Source organism: Mycobacterium palustre, from assembly GCF_002101785.1.
Taxonomy (GTDB): domain Bacteria; phylum Actinomycetota; class Actinomycetes; order Mycobacteriales; family Mycobacteriaceae; genus Mycobacterium; species Mycobacterium palustre.
In genome coordinates this window covers 41873-57679 of record NZ_LQPJ01000097.1, presented here as the reverse complement: position 1 = coordinate 57679, position 15807 = coordinate 41873, and the positions used below count along the sequence as shown (strand labels likewise).

The 15807-nt window shown below is 67.1% G+C and carries 15 protein-coding genes; 7 read left to right on the top strand and 8 right to left on the bottom strand.

Features of this window, described 5'->3' with window-relative positions; translation table 11 throughout:
- The first annotated feature begins 10 nt into the window (after positions 1-10).
- The 5 genes from pe (at position 11) to AWC19_RS11490 (ending at position 7627) form a co-directional block, all read left to right on the top strand.
- Positions 11-1141: an acyltransferase PE gene (gene pe / locus AWC19_RS11510; RefSeq protein ID WP_085078232.1), complete on the top strand. Its 1131-nt coding sequence runs from the start codon at positions 11-13 to the stop codon at positions 1139-1141.
- A 36-nt stretch (positions 1142-1177) separates the two neighbouring features.
- Complete coding sequence (locus tag AWC19_RS11505) at positions 1178-2923, top strand: AMP-binding protein (RefSeq protein WP_085078231.1); 1746 nt, start codon at positions 1178-1180, stop codon at positions 2921-2923.
- Between the two features lie 95 nt (positions 2924-3018).
- Positions 3019-4077, top strand: coding sequence for an NAD(P)H-dependent amine dehydrogenase family protein (locus AWC19_RS11500; RefSeq protein ID WP_085078230.1), 1059 nt, complete (start codon positions 3019-3021; stop codon positions 4075-4077).
- Positions 4078-4250: 173 nt separating this feature from the next.
- On the top strand, positions 4251-4715 hold the full coding sequence (locus AWC19_RS11495) for an MmpS family transport accessory protein (RefSeq protein ID WP_085078229.1): 465 nt from the start codon (positions 4251-4253) through the stop codon (positions 4713-4715).
- Positions 4712-7627 (top strand): MMPL/RND family transporter, encoded by a 2916-nt coding sequence (locus AWC19_RS11490; protein ID WP_085078228.1) that lies wholly within the window; start codon positions 4712-4714, stop codon positions 7625-7627. The genes AWC19_RS11495 and AWC19_RS11490 overlap by 4 nt, the downstream gene beginning before the upstream one ends.
- A gap of 35 nt (positions 7628-7662) precedes the next feature.
- Here the strand turns inward: AWC19_RS11490 and AWC19_RS11485 are convergent, their stop codons facing one another.
- Genes AWC19_RS11485 through nadD form a run of 5 tightly spaced genes read right to left on the bottom strand, consistent with a single transcriptional unit; the run spans position 7663 to position 10984 of the window.
- The gene (locus AWC19_RS11485; protein WP_085078227.1) at positions 7663-8505 is read right to left on the bottom strand and encodes a DegV family protein; all 843 of its coding nucleotides are present in this window, start codon (positions 8503-8505) and stop codon (positions 7663-7665) included.
- Between the two features lie 5 nt (positions 8506-8510).
- Positions 8511-9248, bottom strand: coding sequence for a diglucosylglycerate octanoyltransferase (gene octT, locus AWC19_RS11480; protein WP_085078226.1), 738 nt, complete (start codon positions 9246-9248; stop codon positions 8511-8513).
- The gene (gpgP, locus tag AWC19_RS11475) at positions 9238-9912 is read right to left on the bottom strand and encodes a glucosyl-3-phosphoglycerate phosphatase (protein ID WP_085078225.1); all 675 of its coding nucleotides are present in this window, start codon (positions 9910-9912) and stop codon (positions 9238-9240) included. The genes octT and gpgP overlap by 11 nt, the downstream gene beginning before the upstream one ends.
- Positions 9909-10319 (bottom strand): ribosome silencing factor, encoded by a 411-nt coding sequence (gene rsfS, locus AWC19_RS11470; protein WP_085078224.1) that lies wholly within the window; start codon positions 10317-10319, stop codon positions 9909-9911. Before rsfS ends, gpgP begins: the two co-directional genes overlap by 4 nt.
- The gene (gene nadD, locus AWC19_RS11465; protein ID WP_264072831.1) at positions 10316-10984 is read right to left on the bottom strand and encodes a nicotinate-nucleotide adenylyltransferase; all 669 of its coding nucleotides are present in this window, start codon (positions 10982-10984) and stop codon (positions 10316-10318) included. Before nadD ends, rsfS begins: the two co-directional genes overlap by 4 nt.
- Before the next feature lie 83 nt (positions 10985-11067).
- Between nadD and AWC19_RS11460 the strand changes: the two genes are divergently transcribed.
- Positions 11068-11301 carry an AbrB/MazE/SpoVT family DNA-binding domain-containing protein gene (locus AWC19_RS11460; protein WP_085078222.1) on the top strand — a complete coding sequence of 78 codons (234 nt, stop codon included), beginning with the start codon at positions 11068-11070 and terminating at the stop codon, positions 11299-11301.
- Entirely contained in the window at positions 11285-11713 is a 429-nt protein-coding gene (locus tag AWC19_RS11455) for a type II toxin-antitoxin system VapC family toxin (RefSeq protein WP_085078221.1), read from the top strand. Before AWC19_RS11460 ends, AWC19_RS11455 begins: the two co-directional genes overlap by 17 nt.
- Positions 11714-11910: 197 nt before the next feature.
- On the opposite strand, the gene AWC19_RS11450 is transcribed toward AWC19_RS11455, so the two are convergent.
- Genes AWC19_RS11450 through AWC19_RS11440 form a run of 3 tightly spaced genes read right to left on the bottom strand, consistent with a single transcriptional unit; the run spans position 11911 to position 15427 of the window.
- A complete protein-coding gene (locus tag AWC19_RS11450; RefSeq protein WP_085078220.1) occupies positions 11911-13026 on the bottom strand; it encodes an LLM class flavin-dependent oxidoreductase in 1116 nt (371 codons plus the stop codon).
- A 24-nt stretch (positions 13027-13050) separates the two neighbouring features.
- On the bottom strand, positions 13051-14208 hold the full coding sequence (locus tag AWC19_RS11445; RefSeq protein ID WP_158090860.1) for an LLM class flavin-dependent oxidoreductase: 1158 nt from the start codon (positions 14206-14208) through the stop codon (positions 13051-13053).
- A gap of 52 nt (positions 14209-14260) precedes the next feature.
- Complete coding sequence (locus tag AWC19_RS11440) at positions 14261-15427, bottom strand: acyl-CoA dehydrogenase family protein (protein ID WP_085078218.1); 1167 nt, start codon at positions 15425-15427, stop codon at positions 14261-14263.
- Positions 15428-15807 lie beyond the last annotated feature (380 nt).

The following is a 15807-nucleotide window of genomic DNA, read 5'->3' as shown; positions in this document are numbered from 1 at the left end:
AGGGATAGCGATGAAGAAACTACTCGCAGGGGTTACTACGCTGGTAACCTTCGGCGCCACAGGGTGTTTCGGCGTCAACACCGCGACGGCTGACGACACGCCCATCGGCGGTCCGCCGACTCCGGGGGCGCCGGGCGACCAGACGGCGTTCGCGCTCGGCGGCGCTCACGTTCTGGGCATCCCCTACGACGAGTACATCCGCGAGGAGGGGGCCCAGTGGTTCCCCGGCCAGAAGCGGGAAATCGTGCGCTACCCGGCGGGGCAGGTTCAGGGCCACGTGCTGGAGCGGCTCTTCCCGGGCATCGGCAAGATCGGCGAGGACCTGTTCCCGGGCCTCGGTCTGGACGGGCCCAGCGTCGGCGAATCCGTCGGCGTGGGAATCAACAACCTTGACGCGGCGATCAAGACGGGTCGCCCGGGCACGGCGATCGGCCTGTCCGAGGGCGGGTTCGTGGTCGACGGCGAGCAGGCTCGGTTGGCGAACGACCCGGCCGCTCCCCCGCCCAACACGCTGAACTTCGCCTCGTTCGGCGACCCGATCGGGCGTCACGCGTTCGGCCAGAGTTTCCTGAGCGCCATGTTCCCGGTCGGCAGCGTGGTTCCCGCGCTCGACTACACCATGCCGCCGCCGTACGAGAGCCAGTACGACACCGACAAGTTCGTGGCCGCCTACGACTCGATCGCCGACTTCCCCGACCGGCCCGACAACATGTTCGCCCTCGCCAACACGCTGATGGGCCTGGCCACCGGTCACACCGCTGTCGCCTTCACCAACGCCAGCATGGTGCCGCCGCAGAACATCAGGACCACGATCAATTCCAGGGGCGCCAAGGAGACGACGATCATGGTGCCGGAGAAGCACCTTCCGCTCGTCATGCCGCTGGCCTACATCGGGATCCCGGAGGACACGCTGAACAAGCTCGACGCGATCCTGATCCCCCGGGTCAACGCCGGTTACTCGCGCAACGACGACCCCGCGACCGCCCCGGTGCAGGTGGACCCGGTGCACGGCTTCGACCCCGCGGCCGTCACGGCGCCGGCCAACCAGGCGACGTTCGGCGGCGGAGCCGACCCGCTCTCGCAGATCCTGGCCGGCGCCATGTCCGTGCTGTCGCACGGCGCGGCCCAGGCCGGCCCCTGATCCCCGGCGTGATCGACAAGCCAGTACGGACGTGACGTGACCCCGCCTCAGTCGACCATTCTTTCGATGCTGCACGGCCGCGCCAGCCTGCGGCCACATGACGTGGCGTTCACTTTCACCGACTACGAAAACAACGGGGCGGGCGCGGCCGAGAGCGTGACGTGGTCGCAGTTGTCCCGCCGAACATTCAATGCGGCGCGCGAGCTCAGCCCCCACGGGTCGGCCGGGGACCGGGCGGTGATCCTGGCGCCCCAGTCCCTCGACTACATCGTGGCGTTCCTGGGGTCGATGCAGGCGGGGCTCATCGCGGTTCCGCTGCCGTTGCCGCACCGCGGCTCGAGCCACGAGCGGGTGGGCGCCGTCCTCGCCGACACGTCGCCCTCGGTGATTCTGACGACGTCCGCGGTCGCTGACGAGATCGCCGAATACGTTCACCAGGCACGCCTGGACCCCGTGCCGAAGATCGTCGAGGTCGATTCGATGAATCTGGACGCCGACCTCCAAACCAGCGCTCGCACAACGGATTTGCCGAGCACCGCGTACCTTCAGTACAGCTCGGGTTCGACCCGCACGCCGACCGGTGTGATGATCTCGCACCGCAACCTGCAGGTGAATTTCGAGCAGCTGATGCGCAGCTTCTTCGCCGACTCCCACGTCAAGGCCCCACCGGACACCACGATCGTGTCGTGGTTGCCCTTCTACCACGACATGGGCTTGGTGCTGGGGGTGTGCGCGCCGATCCTGGGCGGCTATCGCGGCGAGCTGACGAGCCCGCTTTCCTTCTTGGAAAGGCCGGCCAGATGGGTGCGCGCGTTGGCCGAGAACGCTTCCGCGTTTTCGGCGGCGCCGAACTTCGCCTTCGACCTGGCCGCCCGCAAAACCACCGAGGCCGACCTGGCCGGGCTCGACCTCGGCGGCGTGCTGGGCATCATCAGTGGCGCCGAACGGGTCGAGCCGGCCACCCTGCGACGCTTCGTTGATCGGTTCGCGCACTTCAACTTTCGCGACGAGATGGTGCGTCCCTCCTACGGCCTGGCGGAGGCGACCGTCTTCGTGACGGCGGGCACCTGGAACGAATCGTCGAGCGCGGTCCGCTTCGACGTCGCGGAGCTGTCCGCCGGCCGCGCGCGGCCGTGCGCGGCCGGGACCGGCACCGCCCTGGTCAAATACAAAGTGCCGCAATCGCCCACACTGCGCATCGTCGACACCGACACCGACCGCGAATGCCCGCAGGGGGTGGTCGGCGAGATCTGGGTGCACGGCCCCAACGTCGCCGACGGCTACTGGCGCAAACCGCCGGAGGAGCAGCGCTGCTTCGGCGCAACGCTTCGGGACCCGTCGCCCGGCACCCCCGAGGGGCCGTGGCTGAAAACCGGCGACCTGGGTTTCGTGTTCGACGGTGACCTGTTCATCGTCGGCCGCATCAAGGATTTGCTGATCATCCGCGGGCGCAACCACTATCCCGAGGACATCGAGGCGACGGTCCAACAGATCACCGGCGGCCGGGTCGCGGCGATATCGGTCCCGGTGAACAGCACCGAAAAGCTGGTCACCGTCGTCGAGCTCAAGAAGCGCGGCGGGTCCGACGAGGAGGCCAGTCGCTGGCTCGCCGGCGTCAAGAGCGACGTCACCTCGGCGATTTCCAACGAACACGGGCTGAACGTCGGGGACCTGGTGCTGGTGGAGCCGGGGTCGATCCCCACCACGACGAGCGGCAAGATCCGCCGCGCCGCCTGCGTCGAGCGGTATCGCCGGGACGAGTTCGTCCGCTTGGACGCCTGAGGGCGACCGCACGCGGGCCGGCGGGACGCCCGGCCGGCGCGCACGGGCGGGCGGTTGCCCATAATGGGTCCACTCGCACCGGCAAAGGAGCCCCGATGAGCACTCCCACCGCGAACCGCCCACTGCGCGTTATCCAGTGGACCACCGGCAACATCGGACGGCGTTCGCTGCACGCCATCATCGGCAGGCCGGACATGGAGCTGGTCGGTGTGTACGCCCACGGCCCGGAGAAGGTCGGCGTGGACGCCGCGGAGCTGTCCGGGTGGCCGGAGCCGACCGGGGTCAAGGCCACCAGCGACGTCGACGAGCTGCTGGCGCTGAAACCGGACGCCTGTTGCTATAACCCGTTGTGGCCCAACGTCATCGAGCTGGTTCGCCTGCTCGAGTCGGGCGTCAATGTGTGCACCAGCGCGGCCTGGATCACCGGCGGCAAGCAAACACCCGAGGACCGCAAGCGCATCGAGGACGCTTGCCAGCGGGGCGGGTCGACGATCTTCGGCAGCGGCGCGCACCCCGGCATGACGAACCTGGTCGCCATGGCGCTCAGCGGCTCGTGCGAGCGGGTCGACGAGATCCGGATCACCGAGTCGGTGGACTGCTCGACGTACGCGTCGGCGGAAACCCAGACGGCGATGGGGTTCTCGCAGGATCCCGATACGCCGGGGTTGGCCGAGAGCGTGCGGCGGGAAAGCGAGGTGTTCGCCGAGTCGGCGGCGATGATGGCCGACGCGATCGGGGCGAAGCTGGACCGGATGACGTTCGACGTCACCTTCACCGCGGCCACCGCCGACTCCGATCTGGGTTTCATGAAGATCCCCGCGGGAACGGTCGGCAGCGTGTATGGCTACCACCGGGGCTGGGAAGGCGACCGCAACGTCGTCAGCGTCGGATTCAACTGGGTGATGGGCAGTCACGTGGTGCCGCCCAAACCGCTCGAGCACGGCCATGTCATCCAGGTGTTCGGGTTGCCCAACATGCGCACCGTCGTGCATTGCCTGCCGCCGAAGGACTGGACCGAGCCCGGGTTCATGGGGCTGGGAATGATCTACACCGCGATGCCGGTCACCAATGCGGTCCCCGCCGTGGTGGCGGCGAAACCCGGCATCGTCACGCTCGCCGACCTACCGCCCGTCACGGGCCGCGTGGCCCGCTAGGTCTTGTGTCGGTCGCCACATGGGGCACCCCGAGGAACGCGTGCGTGCACTACTGTTTACGATGCTTAGCTGAGCAAAGGTTCCGTTAACAAGGAGCGTTGTCGCGGGCGGTCGCGAGGTGTTCTGGCAGGGCGGCGAGGACCACGCGGCGATAAGCGGAAGGCGGTCAAGTGATGGCTAATCCAGCCTCGAGATCACGAACCGGTCTGCTCACCCGCGCGCTGAAGCGGGCATGGATCCCTCTGCTTTTGACCGTGGTGCTCGCCGTCTCCGGTCTGGTGGTTTCCCGGCTGCACAAGGTCTTCGGCTCCCAGGACCTCAACGCGAATGCCGGCGCCGGCATCGAGATCGTCCAGTTCAACCCGAAGGTCGTCGTCTACGAGGTCTTTGGACCACCCGGCACGGTGGCCAACATCAACTACTGGGACGAGAACGCCAACACGCACCAGGTCAACAACGCCCCGCTGCCGTGGTCCACCACGATCTCCACAACGCTGCCCTCGGTGAGCGCCAACATCATGGCGCAAAGCGACGGCAGCACGATTGCTTGCAAGATCACCGTGGACGGTGTCGTCCGCGACAATCAGAATTCCGCCGGCCATAACGCCCAAACCTTCTGCCTGGTGAAATCCGCATGAGCGACGTGAACAGTCACACCGAGCGCGACCTGAGCGCGGCCGACACCGGCCCGATCACCACCCGGGGCTTATCGAAGGCCGAGCGGGGTCACCGGCCCTACCTTCCCCATGCAATCGCCATCTTCGCGATTCCCATCATTTTGGGCTGGGTGGCGGTAACCGTGTTGGTGAACGTCATCGTCCCCAGACTGGAAGTGGTCGGCGAGGCGCACTCGGCGCCGATGACACCGCTGGACGCGCCGTCGATGAAGGCGATGATGCGCCTGGGCCACAACTTCCACGAATTCGATTCCAACAGCACCGTCATGATCGTCCTGGAGGGTCAGCAACCCCTCGGCCCGGACGCACACCAGTACTACGACAAGCTGGTCCGAGAACTGCGACAGGATTCCAAGCACATCCAGCACATCCAGGACTTCTGGGGTGACCGGCTCACCGCCGCGGGCGCGCAGAGCGCCGACGCAAAGGCCGCCTATGTGCAGTTGAACCTCGCCGGTAACCAGGGCACCACGCAGGCGAATAACTCCGTGGACGCCGTACACAAGGTGATCGACGAGAATAAGGCGCCGCCCGGCGTCAAGGCCTACGTCACCGGGCCCGCGGCGCTCTCCGACGACATGCACATCATCGGCAACGCCAGCCTGGCCAAGATCACGCTGTTCACCCTGGGCGCCATCGCGATCATGCTGCTGCTGGTCTACCGGTCGATCGTCACCACGCTCGTGCAGCTCTTCATGACCTTGGTGGCGCTGGCGTGCGCGCGCGGCGTCGTCGCGGTTCTGGCCTACCACAACGCATTTGGCCTCACCACCTTTGCCGCCAACATCCTCACCATGCTGGCGATCGCCGCCGCAACCGACTACGGCATCTTCCTAATCGGCCGTTATAAAGAGGCGTTGGCCGCCGGCGAGGACAGAGAAACCGCGTACTACACCACCTTCAAGGGAGTCGCCCCGGTGGTGTTGGGATCGGGCCTGACAATCGCCGGCGCCACCTACTGCCTGAGTTTTGCCCGACTGCCCTGGTTCAACACCATGGGCGCACCGGTGGCCATCGGAATGCTGGTTGTGGTGCTGGCCGGCGTCACGCTGGGCCCGGCGGTGGTCTACGTCGGCACTCGCTTGCACTTGTTCGAGAAGCAGGCCAAGCGTGGCCGGCTGTGGCGCCGGGTCGGCACCGCCGTAGTCCGTTGGCCCGCACCGGTTTTGGCCGTCAGCGCTGCCGTCGTGCTGGTCGGCATGATCGCCCTGCCGAGCTTCCACACCAGCTACAACGACCGCCATTACCTGCCGTTGTCGGCACCCTCGAATCAAGGGCAAGAGGCCGCGAACCGGCATTTCTCCGAGGCTCGGATGAACCCCGACCTGTTAATGGTCGAGTCAGACCACGACATGCGCAACCCGGCCGACATGCTGGTGTTGGACCGGGTGGCCAAGAACGAGATGCGCACGCTCGGCATCGCCATGGTCCAGGACATCACGCGTCCGCTGGGCATTCCGATTCAGCACAGCTCGATTCCGTTCCAGAACAGCGTCCAGAGCCAGACGACGATGCAGAACATGAGCTTTCTCAAGGAGCGCATCGCCGACATTCTGAGGATGGCGGACGACTTACAGACTCAGATCGAGACCACGCAACGCCAGTACGAGGTGTCGTTGGACCTGGCCAACGCCGCGGACGACAGCGCCAAGACCACGGCGGTCACCTCGCAGATCACCGACAAGCTGCGCGACCACATCGCGGATTTCGACGACACCTTCCGGCCGCTACGCTCCTACATGTACTGGGAGAGGCACTGCTACGACATTCCGGTGTGCATTGGGCTGCGGTCCCTGTTCGATACGTTCGACGGGTTCGACCAACTCGCCGAACAGTTCCACTACCTCACCGCTGACATCGAGCACACCGCGAAGGCCACCCACGACCTCAATGCGCTGTTTCCGCCGCTGATCACCACACTGAAGACCACCAGGGGCATCACGCTGACGCTGTACCAGACGTTCAAGGCGATGATCGACCAGATGGAGGCGATGAGCAACACGGCCATCGTGATGGGGCAAAGCTTCGACGGGTCGAAGAACGACGACTTCTTCTATCTGCCGCCGGAAGCCTTCGACAACCCCGACTTCCAGACGGGTCTGCGGATGTTCCTGTCGCCGGACGGAAAATCGGCGCGGTTCTTCATCACCCATCAGGGCGATCCGATGACGCCGGAAGGCATTGCGCGCGTCGATGCCGAACGCACCGCGGCGCAGGAGGGGCTGAAGCAGTCCTCGCTTTCGGATGCCAGGGTGTATCTCGGCGGAACCGCCGCCACCTATCGGGACATGGCCGACGGCGAGAAGTACGACCTGATGATCGCGGTAGTTTCGGCCCTCACGCTGATCTTCATGATCATGTTGCTGCTGACCCGCAGCGTGGTCGCCGCGCTGGTGATCGTCGGCACGGCCGCGAGTTCGATCGCGGCGTCCTTCGGTCTCTCCGTGTTGATTTGGCAGGATCTGTTCGGCATCAGGATCCACTGGATCGTGTTGGCGCTATCGGTGATCATTTTGCTGGCCGTGGGATCGGACTACAACCTGCTACTGGTGTCCCGTTTCCGTGAAGAGATCCATGGCGGGCTCAAGACCGGGACCATCCGGTCGATGGCCGGCACCGGTGGTGTGGTGACGGCGGCGGGCCTGGTGTTCGCCTTCACGATGGCCGCGATGCTGGGCAGCGACCTGCGGGTGCTCGGGCAGTTCGGGTCGACGGTCTGCATCGGCCTGCTGCTCGACACGCTCGTCGTGCGCACGCTGTTGATGCCGTCGATCGCCACGCTGCTCGGGCGCTGGTTCTGGTGGCCGCAGGTGGTACACCCGCGCGGCGACAACGCGTTGCGGGGGCGGCGCGCCCTGCAGCCGTCAGCGTAGCGCCATTGCTTAAAGCGTCAAGATCAGCAGTGGCGTTACGCCCGCAAGGCGGGATCGGCGTCCACGCACACCGCGACGGCGCCCGCGCCGACGTGCAGCGCGAGCACCGGCCCCAGCGGCGTGACGATGGCCGGCTCGCACGCTGGTAGCCGCTGCGCCAGCGCGGCCGCCACCTCCCGGGCGCCGTCGGGGTTGTCGACATGGTGCACCGCCACCGCGGCGGGGGCGTCGCCGACCGCCTCGCAGACCCGGTCGATCATCGCCGCGGTCGCGGCGGTGACGGTGCGGACCCGTTGGGCCAGAACGAGTTTGCCGTCGTCGATGCGCAGCAGCGGTTTGAGCGCCAGCGCGGTGCCCAGCCAGGCCTTGGCTCCGCCGATGCGCCCACTGCGGCGCAAATTGTCCAGCCGGTGCACCACGATGAACGCGTGGCCCCGCGACACCGCCGAGCGGGCGGCGTCGGCGACGGCGTCCAGGTCGGCGCCGGCGGCCGCCGCCCGGGCGGCGGCCAGCGCCACAAAGCCGGTGCCCATCGCGGCCGACCTAGAGTCGACGACACGCACCTTCGGGTCGAGGTCGGCCGCGGTGCGTTCCGCGGCGCCGCAGGTTCCCGACAGGGCCGACGAAATGTGCACCGCCACAACGCCGTCGCCCTCGCTGTCGGCCAGCGCCTGCTGGTAGGCGTCGGCCAGTTCGGCCGGCGTGGCCGCCGCGGTGGTGGCGTGCAGCTTGTGCACGTCCTCGGGGATTTCGTCCACGCCGTCGCGCAGGTCCTCGCCGTCGAGCAGGATGTGCAAGGGCACGACGCGAATCGCCCACTTGCCGAGCAGCTCGACCGGCAAGCGCGAGGATGCGTCGGTCACCACCACGACAGCCACGAGCGCTACCCGCGCGGCTTTCCGGTGGAGACGCCGGCCTCGGCCAGCGCCTTGAGCATCAGCTCCGCGACCGCCTGGTGCGCTTCGAAATTCCAGTGAATGCCGTCGGGGTTGCCGCGGCCACTCATGATCTGTTCGGCCACAGCGGCTTTGAGGTCCACCAGGGGAATGTCGTGGGCCTGCGCCCATTCGGTGATCGCGGCGGCGGTGCCGGGCCGACCGTGGTGGGCCTTGCCGTACGTGGCGGCGACGTGCACCGACGGCAGCGAAGCCACGATCGGGATGCCGGGGCGGTTGAAATCGATTGCCCCGCGGGTCTGTTCGAGATATTCGGCGCTCAGGCGCGGCGGCAGCGCGGGCCGGGCGACCGGCGAAAGCCGGGGCTGCAGCCAGCCGTAGCCGTCGCGGACCCAGCGCCGCAGCCAGGGCGGGCGCACGTAGCGGATCAGCTCGCGAAGCGCCGTCGGCAGCACCGACGGCAGCGAATCCATCCCGCCGGTCGCGAAGATCACGGCGCCCGCCCGCGGCAGCGCCGCCCAGGCCCGCGGGTCCTGGGTGGCCGCCCACCAGACGTCGCGGCAGGTCCAGCCGATGCGGCCGATCAGTTCCAGATCCCAACCCAACTGTGAGGCAACGAGATTGGGCCAGATGCGCGGATCGTCAGCGGGCAGCCCCCCAGTGGGGCCGTAGTAGGCCAGCGAGTCGGCGAACACCAACAGGGTCGGTCTCGTTTCAGAGGACATCGTTGGACACCTGCGCCGAAGCGTTCCACACGTCCAGGCGCCAGCGGATGGCGTCGAAATCCGTGCCGGGGTCCTCGGAGTGGCCGGAGAGCTGCACCCAGCTGGCGTTGCCCATGCCGCCCAGGATCGGCCAGTTGGCGACCGGAAGGCGCAGCAGCGCCGCCGACAGCGCGGCGATCAGGCCGCCGTGCGCCACCAGCACCACCGGCCGGTCCGGCTGGTTCGGGCCGCCCCACTCCGGTTCGCCGGACACCAGCTCGGCGATGACCGGCAGGCTGCGGGCGGCGACGTCGACCCGGCTTTCGCCGCCGTGCGGCGCCCACGTCGCGTCTTCGCGCCAGGCCAGCCGGGCCCCCGGCGCGTCGGCGTCGACCTCGGCGTGCGTCATCCCCTGCCAATCGCCCAGGTGGGTCTCGCGCAGCCGGTCGTCGACCCAGACCTTGAGCCCGGTGCGCTCCCCCAGCTTGATCGCGGTGTCGTAGGCCCGCCGCAGATCCGAGGACACGATCAGGAGCGGCTGCGGCTTGCCCAGCACCTCGGCAACGGCGACCGCCTGCGCCCGGCCCAGCTCGCTCAGCTCGGTGTCGAGCTGACCCTGCATCCGGCTGCCGAGGTTGTAGTCGGTCTGCCCGTGCCGCAGCATGACCAGGCGGCGGCTTCTCATTGCTCGCCCGCCGAATCGACCGGGCCGTCCGGGCCCGCCACGCCCGCGGCGTCCGTGTCCACCGGGATCACCGGGCAGTCACCCCAAAGCCGGTCCAGCGCGTAGAAGTTGCGGTCGTCTTGGTGCTGGACGTGCACGACGATGTCGCGGTAGTCCAGCAGGGTCCAGCGCCCCTCCCGGGCGCCCTCGCGACGGGCCGGCTTGTAGCCCGCCTTGCGCATCTTCTCCTCGACCTCGTCGACGATCGCGTTGACCTGGCGCTCGTTGGACGCCGAGGCGATGACGAAGCAGTCGGTGATGACCAGCTGGCCCGACACGTCGATCACGACCACGTCGTCGGCCAGCTTGGCGGCGGCCGCGCTGGCGGCGACGGTGGCCATGTCGATGGCTTCCCGGGTGGCGGTCACGTGTTGTTCCCGGTGGCGAGGCTGGTCGTCGTCGGACTTTCGGACCCGTCGTCCGCTTGGCGGGCGGGCCGGTGGTAGAGCCGGCGCTTGGAGACGTACTGCACCACGCCGTCGGGCATCAGGTACCACAGCGGGCGGCGCTCTTCGGCGCGCCGCCGGCAGTCCGTCGACGAGATCGCCAGCGCCGGGATCTCGACGAGGGTCAGCGCGCCTTCGGCCAGCTCGCCCAGCACCCCGGTGATGTGGTCGTGGCGCAGCTCGTAGCCGGGACGGCTGACGCCGACGAAGCGCGCCAGATCGAACAGCTCCTGCCAGCCATGCCACGACAGGATCGATTCCAGGGCATCGGCACCGGTGATGAAGTAGAGCTGCGCGTCAGGGTTGAGCCCGTGCAGGTCGCGCAGGGTGTCGCGGGTGTAGGTGGGGCCCCCGCGGTCGATGTCGACCCGGCTCACCGAGAACCGCGGATTGGACGCCGTCGCGATCACCGTCATCAGGTAGCGGTCCTCGGCGGGCGAGACGTGGCGGTCCTTCTGCCACGGTTGGCCGCTGGGCACGAACACCACTTCGTCGAGGTCGAACAGGTTGCCCACCTCGCTGGCGGCGACCAGGTGCCCGTAGTGGATGGGATCGAACGTCCCACCCATTACCCCCAGCCTGCGCACCTGCTTTTGCACGGTGTGCCAGCTTACTTGAGCGGCCTCGTGCGGCCGGGGTGACGCCGGTAGCGCAATGGTAATCTCTAGGCATGCGCGCAACCATTGACCGGGCAGGCAGATTGGTCATTCCCAAGGCACTGCGCGACCACCTTGGCCTTCAACCCGGCGAAGTCGAGGTGACGGCCGACGGCGCGGCCCTGCGGGTCGAGCCGCTCGCGGGCGGCCCCCTCCAAGAACGGGACGGGCGCCTTGTCATACCCGCCGGCGGTGCCGAGGTCAACGACGCCGTCGTGCAGGCGTTGCGCGATGCCGGCCAACGCTAGAAGCGCCCCGTTTCTCGTCGACACCAGCGTCGCCGTCGCGCTTGTGGTTGCCGATCACGAGCACCACGAGGACACCTTCCAGGCGTTGCGCGGCCGGACCCTGGGCCTGGCCGGCCACGCCGCGTTCGAGACCTTCTCGGTGCTGACCCGCCTGCCGCCGCCGGCGCGTCGGACTCCCGCCACGGTCGCGCAGCTGCTCTCAAACACGTTCCCGGAGAGTAGGTTTCTCAGTCCTCGGGCGGCGGCAACGCTGGTCCCGACGCTCGGGGCTGCCGGGATTGCCGGCGGGTCGGTCTATGACGCGCTCGTCGGGGCCACCGCGAATGAGCATCGCCTTTTGTTGGTTACGCGTGACCGTCGCGCGTGTGAGGTCTACCGCAAGCTCCACGTCGAGGTCGAGTGCCTGGCCTGATGCCGGCGCTCAGGAAGGCCCGCAGTCGTCGAAATGCCCGCGGCCCCGCGGTCACAGTCTCCGGACATCCCGGGGCGGTTCATTTCGGAACCCCTTGGGACCGTGGACCTTTGGTGTATGCGCCCTGTGAGGTATTAGCGCGTTAAGTTGCAACGTGATGCCTGGTGAGCGAGAGGGTCGGCCCAAGGGACCGGAGGTCACAAGCCGGCCTTAACGGCGGTTGGTTTCGCCGACGGGTTGACGGTTGTGTCACTGTCCTCGGCGGTAGGACTGCGGTCGGTGGCGGCGGCATCGCAGCCGAACAGATCAAGAATGGCGGCAAATGATTCCCGGGTCTCTTCGGGTCGTACCGGCAGCAGCGAGGGCGGGTGCAGCAGGATATGTGGTAGCACGCCGTCGTATTGTTTGGCCTTATCGCGGACTTCATCGGGGGTTCCGGTGATGCTGAATGCCTCCACCAGTCGGTCGCTGGTGGTTTCGAGACCAACCGGTCCTTGGCTAAACACCGCCTGACGCACCGCGGCCTGGTCGTCTTGCAAATCGTGTTGGGCCACAAGGAAATCAAAGCCAGGGGTGGCGCAATAGGCACCCACATGGATCCGGGCGCGGCGGTAAGCCTCTTCGCGATCGTCGTGGATGCTGCAGATGATGTAGGACACCACATCGATATCGGATACCGGCCGGCCCGCCCGCACCGCTCCGGTCGCCAGCCTGGGCCGAACCACCTCGTCCATGAACCGTGGCGTGTAGAAGCAGCCGAGAACGCCCTCTGCTTTCTCACCTGCGAGTTCGATCATTTTCGGTCGCAATGCGGCGAGATAAATCGGGATCCGCGGCCGTTGCAGCTGGCGTCCGAACAACCCGACCGGGGGTGCCGGGGTGACGACGCTGGAGTTGAACTCGCCCTGGAACCCACCGGCCTCGCCGGTGTGCAGCAGATCCCAGCAAGCGCGGACGTGGTCGATGTATTCACGCATCAACGACAGGCCCTTGGCAGGGCTGGCGCCCGCCGAGATCGTCACCTCCGGAAGGCCGGGACCGATGCCGAGCAGCATGCGGCCGCCCGAGTACTGATCGACGTCGGCGGCGGCGTTGGCGATAAGCATTGGGTGCCGCGTGCTGGCTGTTGCCAGCCCGGTTCCCAGTGTGATGTTGCGCGTATTGAACGCGGCCGCGGCCAAGGTGACGAACGGACTCGAATAAACCTCGTAACTCCAGAGCGAATCGAACCCGGCCCGATCAGCTGCCACGGCCAGTGCGGGGATCTCTGTGATCGAGGTGTTGTAAATGGGGAGACTGATTCCATGCTTCATCGGGCGATCCTGTCTGTTCGGTGATTAATGCAGCGCCGCTGCCGAGGTCTGCACGGGTTGGCTCGCATCGCTGAATCGCGGCATCACCTCGTCGGCAAAGAGTCGCATGGAATTTTTGATCACGTCGTTGGACAAATAGCCGAGCTGGGCTACCAGGATCATCTGATCGACGTCGAAGTCGACGTAGCGCTGCACCAGCTTGGCGCACGTCTCCGGTGAGCCAACGCAGAAGATCCCGGCTTTGACGCCTTTCTTGACCGTCTGTGCCTGCGGGCTCAGGCCCGCCGCTTCCTCCTCGGTGAGATCCGGCATGGGCACGAAGTCCTTGCCCAACGCCTTGTAAAACTCATATCCCTTGGCCTCGGTCTGTGACCATTGGCCCACGTAGGCCAGGGCACACTCGACCCACCACAGCACGCCTTCGGCTGCGGCCTCGAGTGCCTCCTGGTCGGTCTCGGCACACAGGAACGGCGTCGCGAAAGCCACCTGATCATTGACCACGCCGTATGGGGTCTTGGCGTTGGCGATCGCCGCCCGATAGGTGGCGATATGGCCCTGCAACTCGTCGGGCGGCGAGAATCCGAATGACAGCACACCCGCGCCGAAACCGCCGGCCAGCTCCCAGCTCTGCGGCGAGGTCGCGGCCATCCACAGCGGCGGATGTGGCCGCTGGTAGCACTTGGGGTGCAGCGTATGCGGAGTGACCTTGTAGAACTCGTCGTCAAGCTCGAATTGGTCGGCCGCCCAAATGTGCGGCAGGTTCTTCATGCCGTGCAGCTGCATCGGCCGTGTGGTCGCCGGGTCGACGCCGAACGCCGCCACCTCGTCGGCGGTGAAGCCGCGCCCGGTGCCCACGTCGAGGCGGCCGTTGCTCAAGATGTCCAGTGCGGCTGCCCGCTCAGCGACCCGCACAATGTGGTTCATCTGTTTGGACAGTTGCACCACCCCATGCCCGAGCCGGATCCGCGACGTCCGCGCCGCCACCGCGCTCAAAAAGCACTCCGGCGCCGAGCAAGAGGAGTATCCGGTCAAGAAGTGATGCTCGACTGCCCACGCGTAGTCGAAGCCCAGCTGTTCGGTCAACAGCACTTGATCGAGGGCTTCGTGGTACACCTGGATCTCGCGGCCCTCGGGCCACGGCGGACGACCGGGCATCAATTCCACCAGCGTTCCGAACTTCATGCGATTAGGTCTCCTTTGGCAATGCGGGAGTTGGGGATTGGCGGACATCTAGTCACAGAAATGGGCTCGCGCGGCCAGTCAACACCGCTGCGGCGGCATCCGCCCACGAGCTGTGGTCGGTGAACATGTGGGCTTCGCTGGCTGCGATGTCGCGAAAACAACGCTGGATCGCCGTGCCGTTTCGCAGGCCCGCCGAGCCGGCGTACCGATGCGCGAAACCGGTGACCTCAACCCCGATCCGCGCGGCGTGGGTGGTCGACAACCGCGCCAACCCGCGGTGCCGGGCGTCGACGGAATCAGTGGCGGCGGCGCGCTCTAAGTTCCTGAGCGCTTCGATCGACCCGGCCCGCGCCGCGTCCAGCGCCGCCTCGGCCCTCCCGTAATCCGCCTGGAACACCGGGTCGTCGACCAGGACCGGCCGGCCGGCCCGGCGCTTGGTCATCGCCAGCGCCGCGATCTCCCCCAGCGCCCGGCGCGCGATCCCTATCGAGAACGCCGAATGGGCGATGCAGCCCAGCCCGAAGGGGCCCATCCGATACAACCCGCCGCCTCGTAACGGCTTGCCGCCCAGGAGCTGCCAGCTGAAGTCGACCGGCACGAGCTGCTCAGGAACGCGGAAGTTGACGCTGCCGGTCGCTTCGAGTCCCAAGACATTCCAGTCATCGTCGAGCTGCACCGCAGATTTCGGCACGACGACGACATGCATGCTCGGTAGGCCGTTGTCCTGGCGGACGGGTTCGCCGTCCGATCCGAATTCCCGGTAACCGCCCATCATCCAGTTCGCGTGCGCGGAGCCGGTGGCGAACACGAAGCTGCCCTGTACGCGTAGCGAGTCGCCTTCTGCCACCGCGCTTCCCAGCGGCGCGAGCTGCCCCGCCGAAAGCGCGCGCGGATCGGCGAAAATATCCGTGACCGCGGCGTCGGATAGGTAGGCCCCCATCAAGGCGGTCGTGTGGGCCGTTGCCATCACCGTCCAGCCGATTGACCCATCGATGTGCGTCAGGTTCTCGAACACCTCGAACGCATCGGTCACCGACGCCTCGTGGCCGCCGAGGCACTCCGGCACCAGCAGCCAGAAAAGCCCCGCGTCGAACAACGGATCGACCTGCTCGGCCAGCAGGTCATGCGCCCGTCGAGCCTCCTCGGCGCGAGACTCGAGCAGCGGCGCCAACTCTCGCACCGACTGACCGGGATCACGGGTGCCTGTGCGCAACGTCATGGCGACGCCCGAAACGCGTTGGTGCCTAAGGGCACAGCCGCGCCGGAGTCACCATCGATGACAACCACCGGTTGCGCGGCGCACGCGACGATATCAGCTGCTCGGGTAACCACGCCGGGTCGAGCCCTGCGCGAGGCGGGCGATCGAGAGTGTATCCCACACGCATTGCCGGTCACCCCAACAAACTATCGTGTAACGCGACAACTAGTCAAGTTTATCGCACTGCCCACGGCGAGGCGTCAGCTCGCAACGCGGACAACGTCGCTTGCGCCGCGAGACATATCGACCGTTTGGTTCGCGCGGAATGATAGGCTGCGGATCGCGCAGTGCGCCGTCCGGTTGCTCAGGCCGGCCGATCGCCTGTTGGGCTTAGCGGCCCG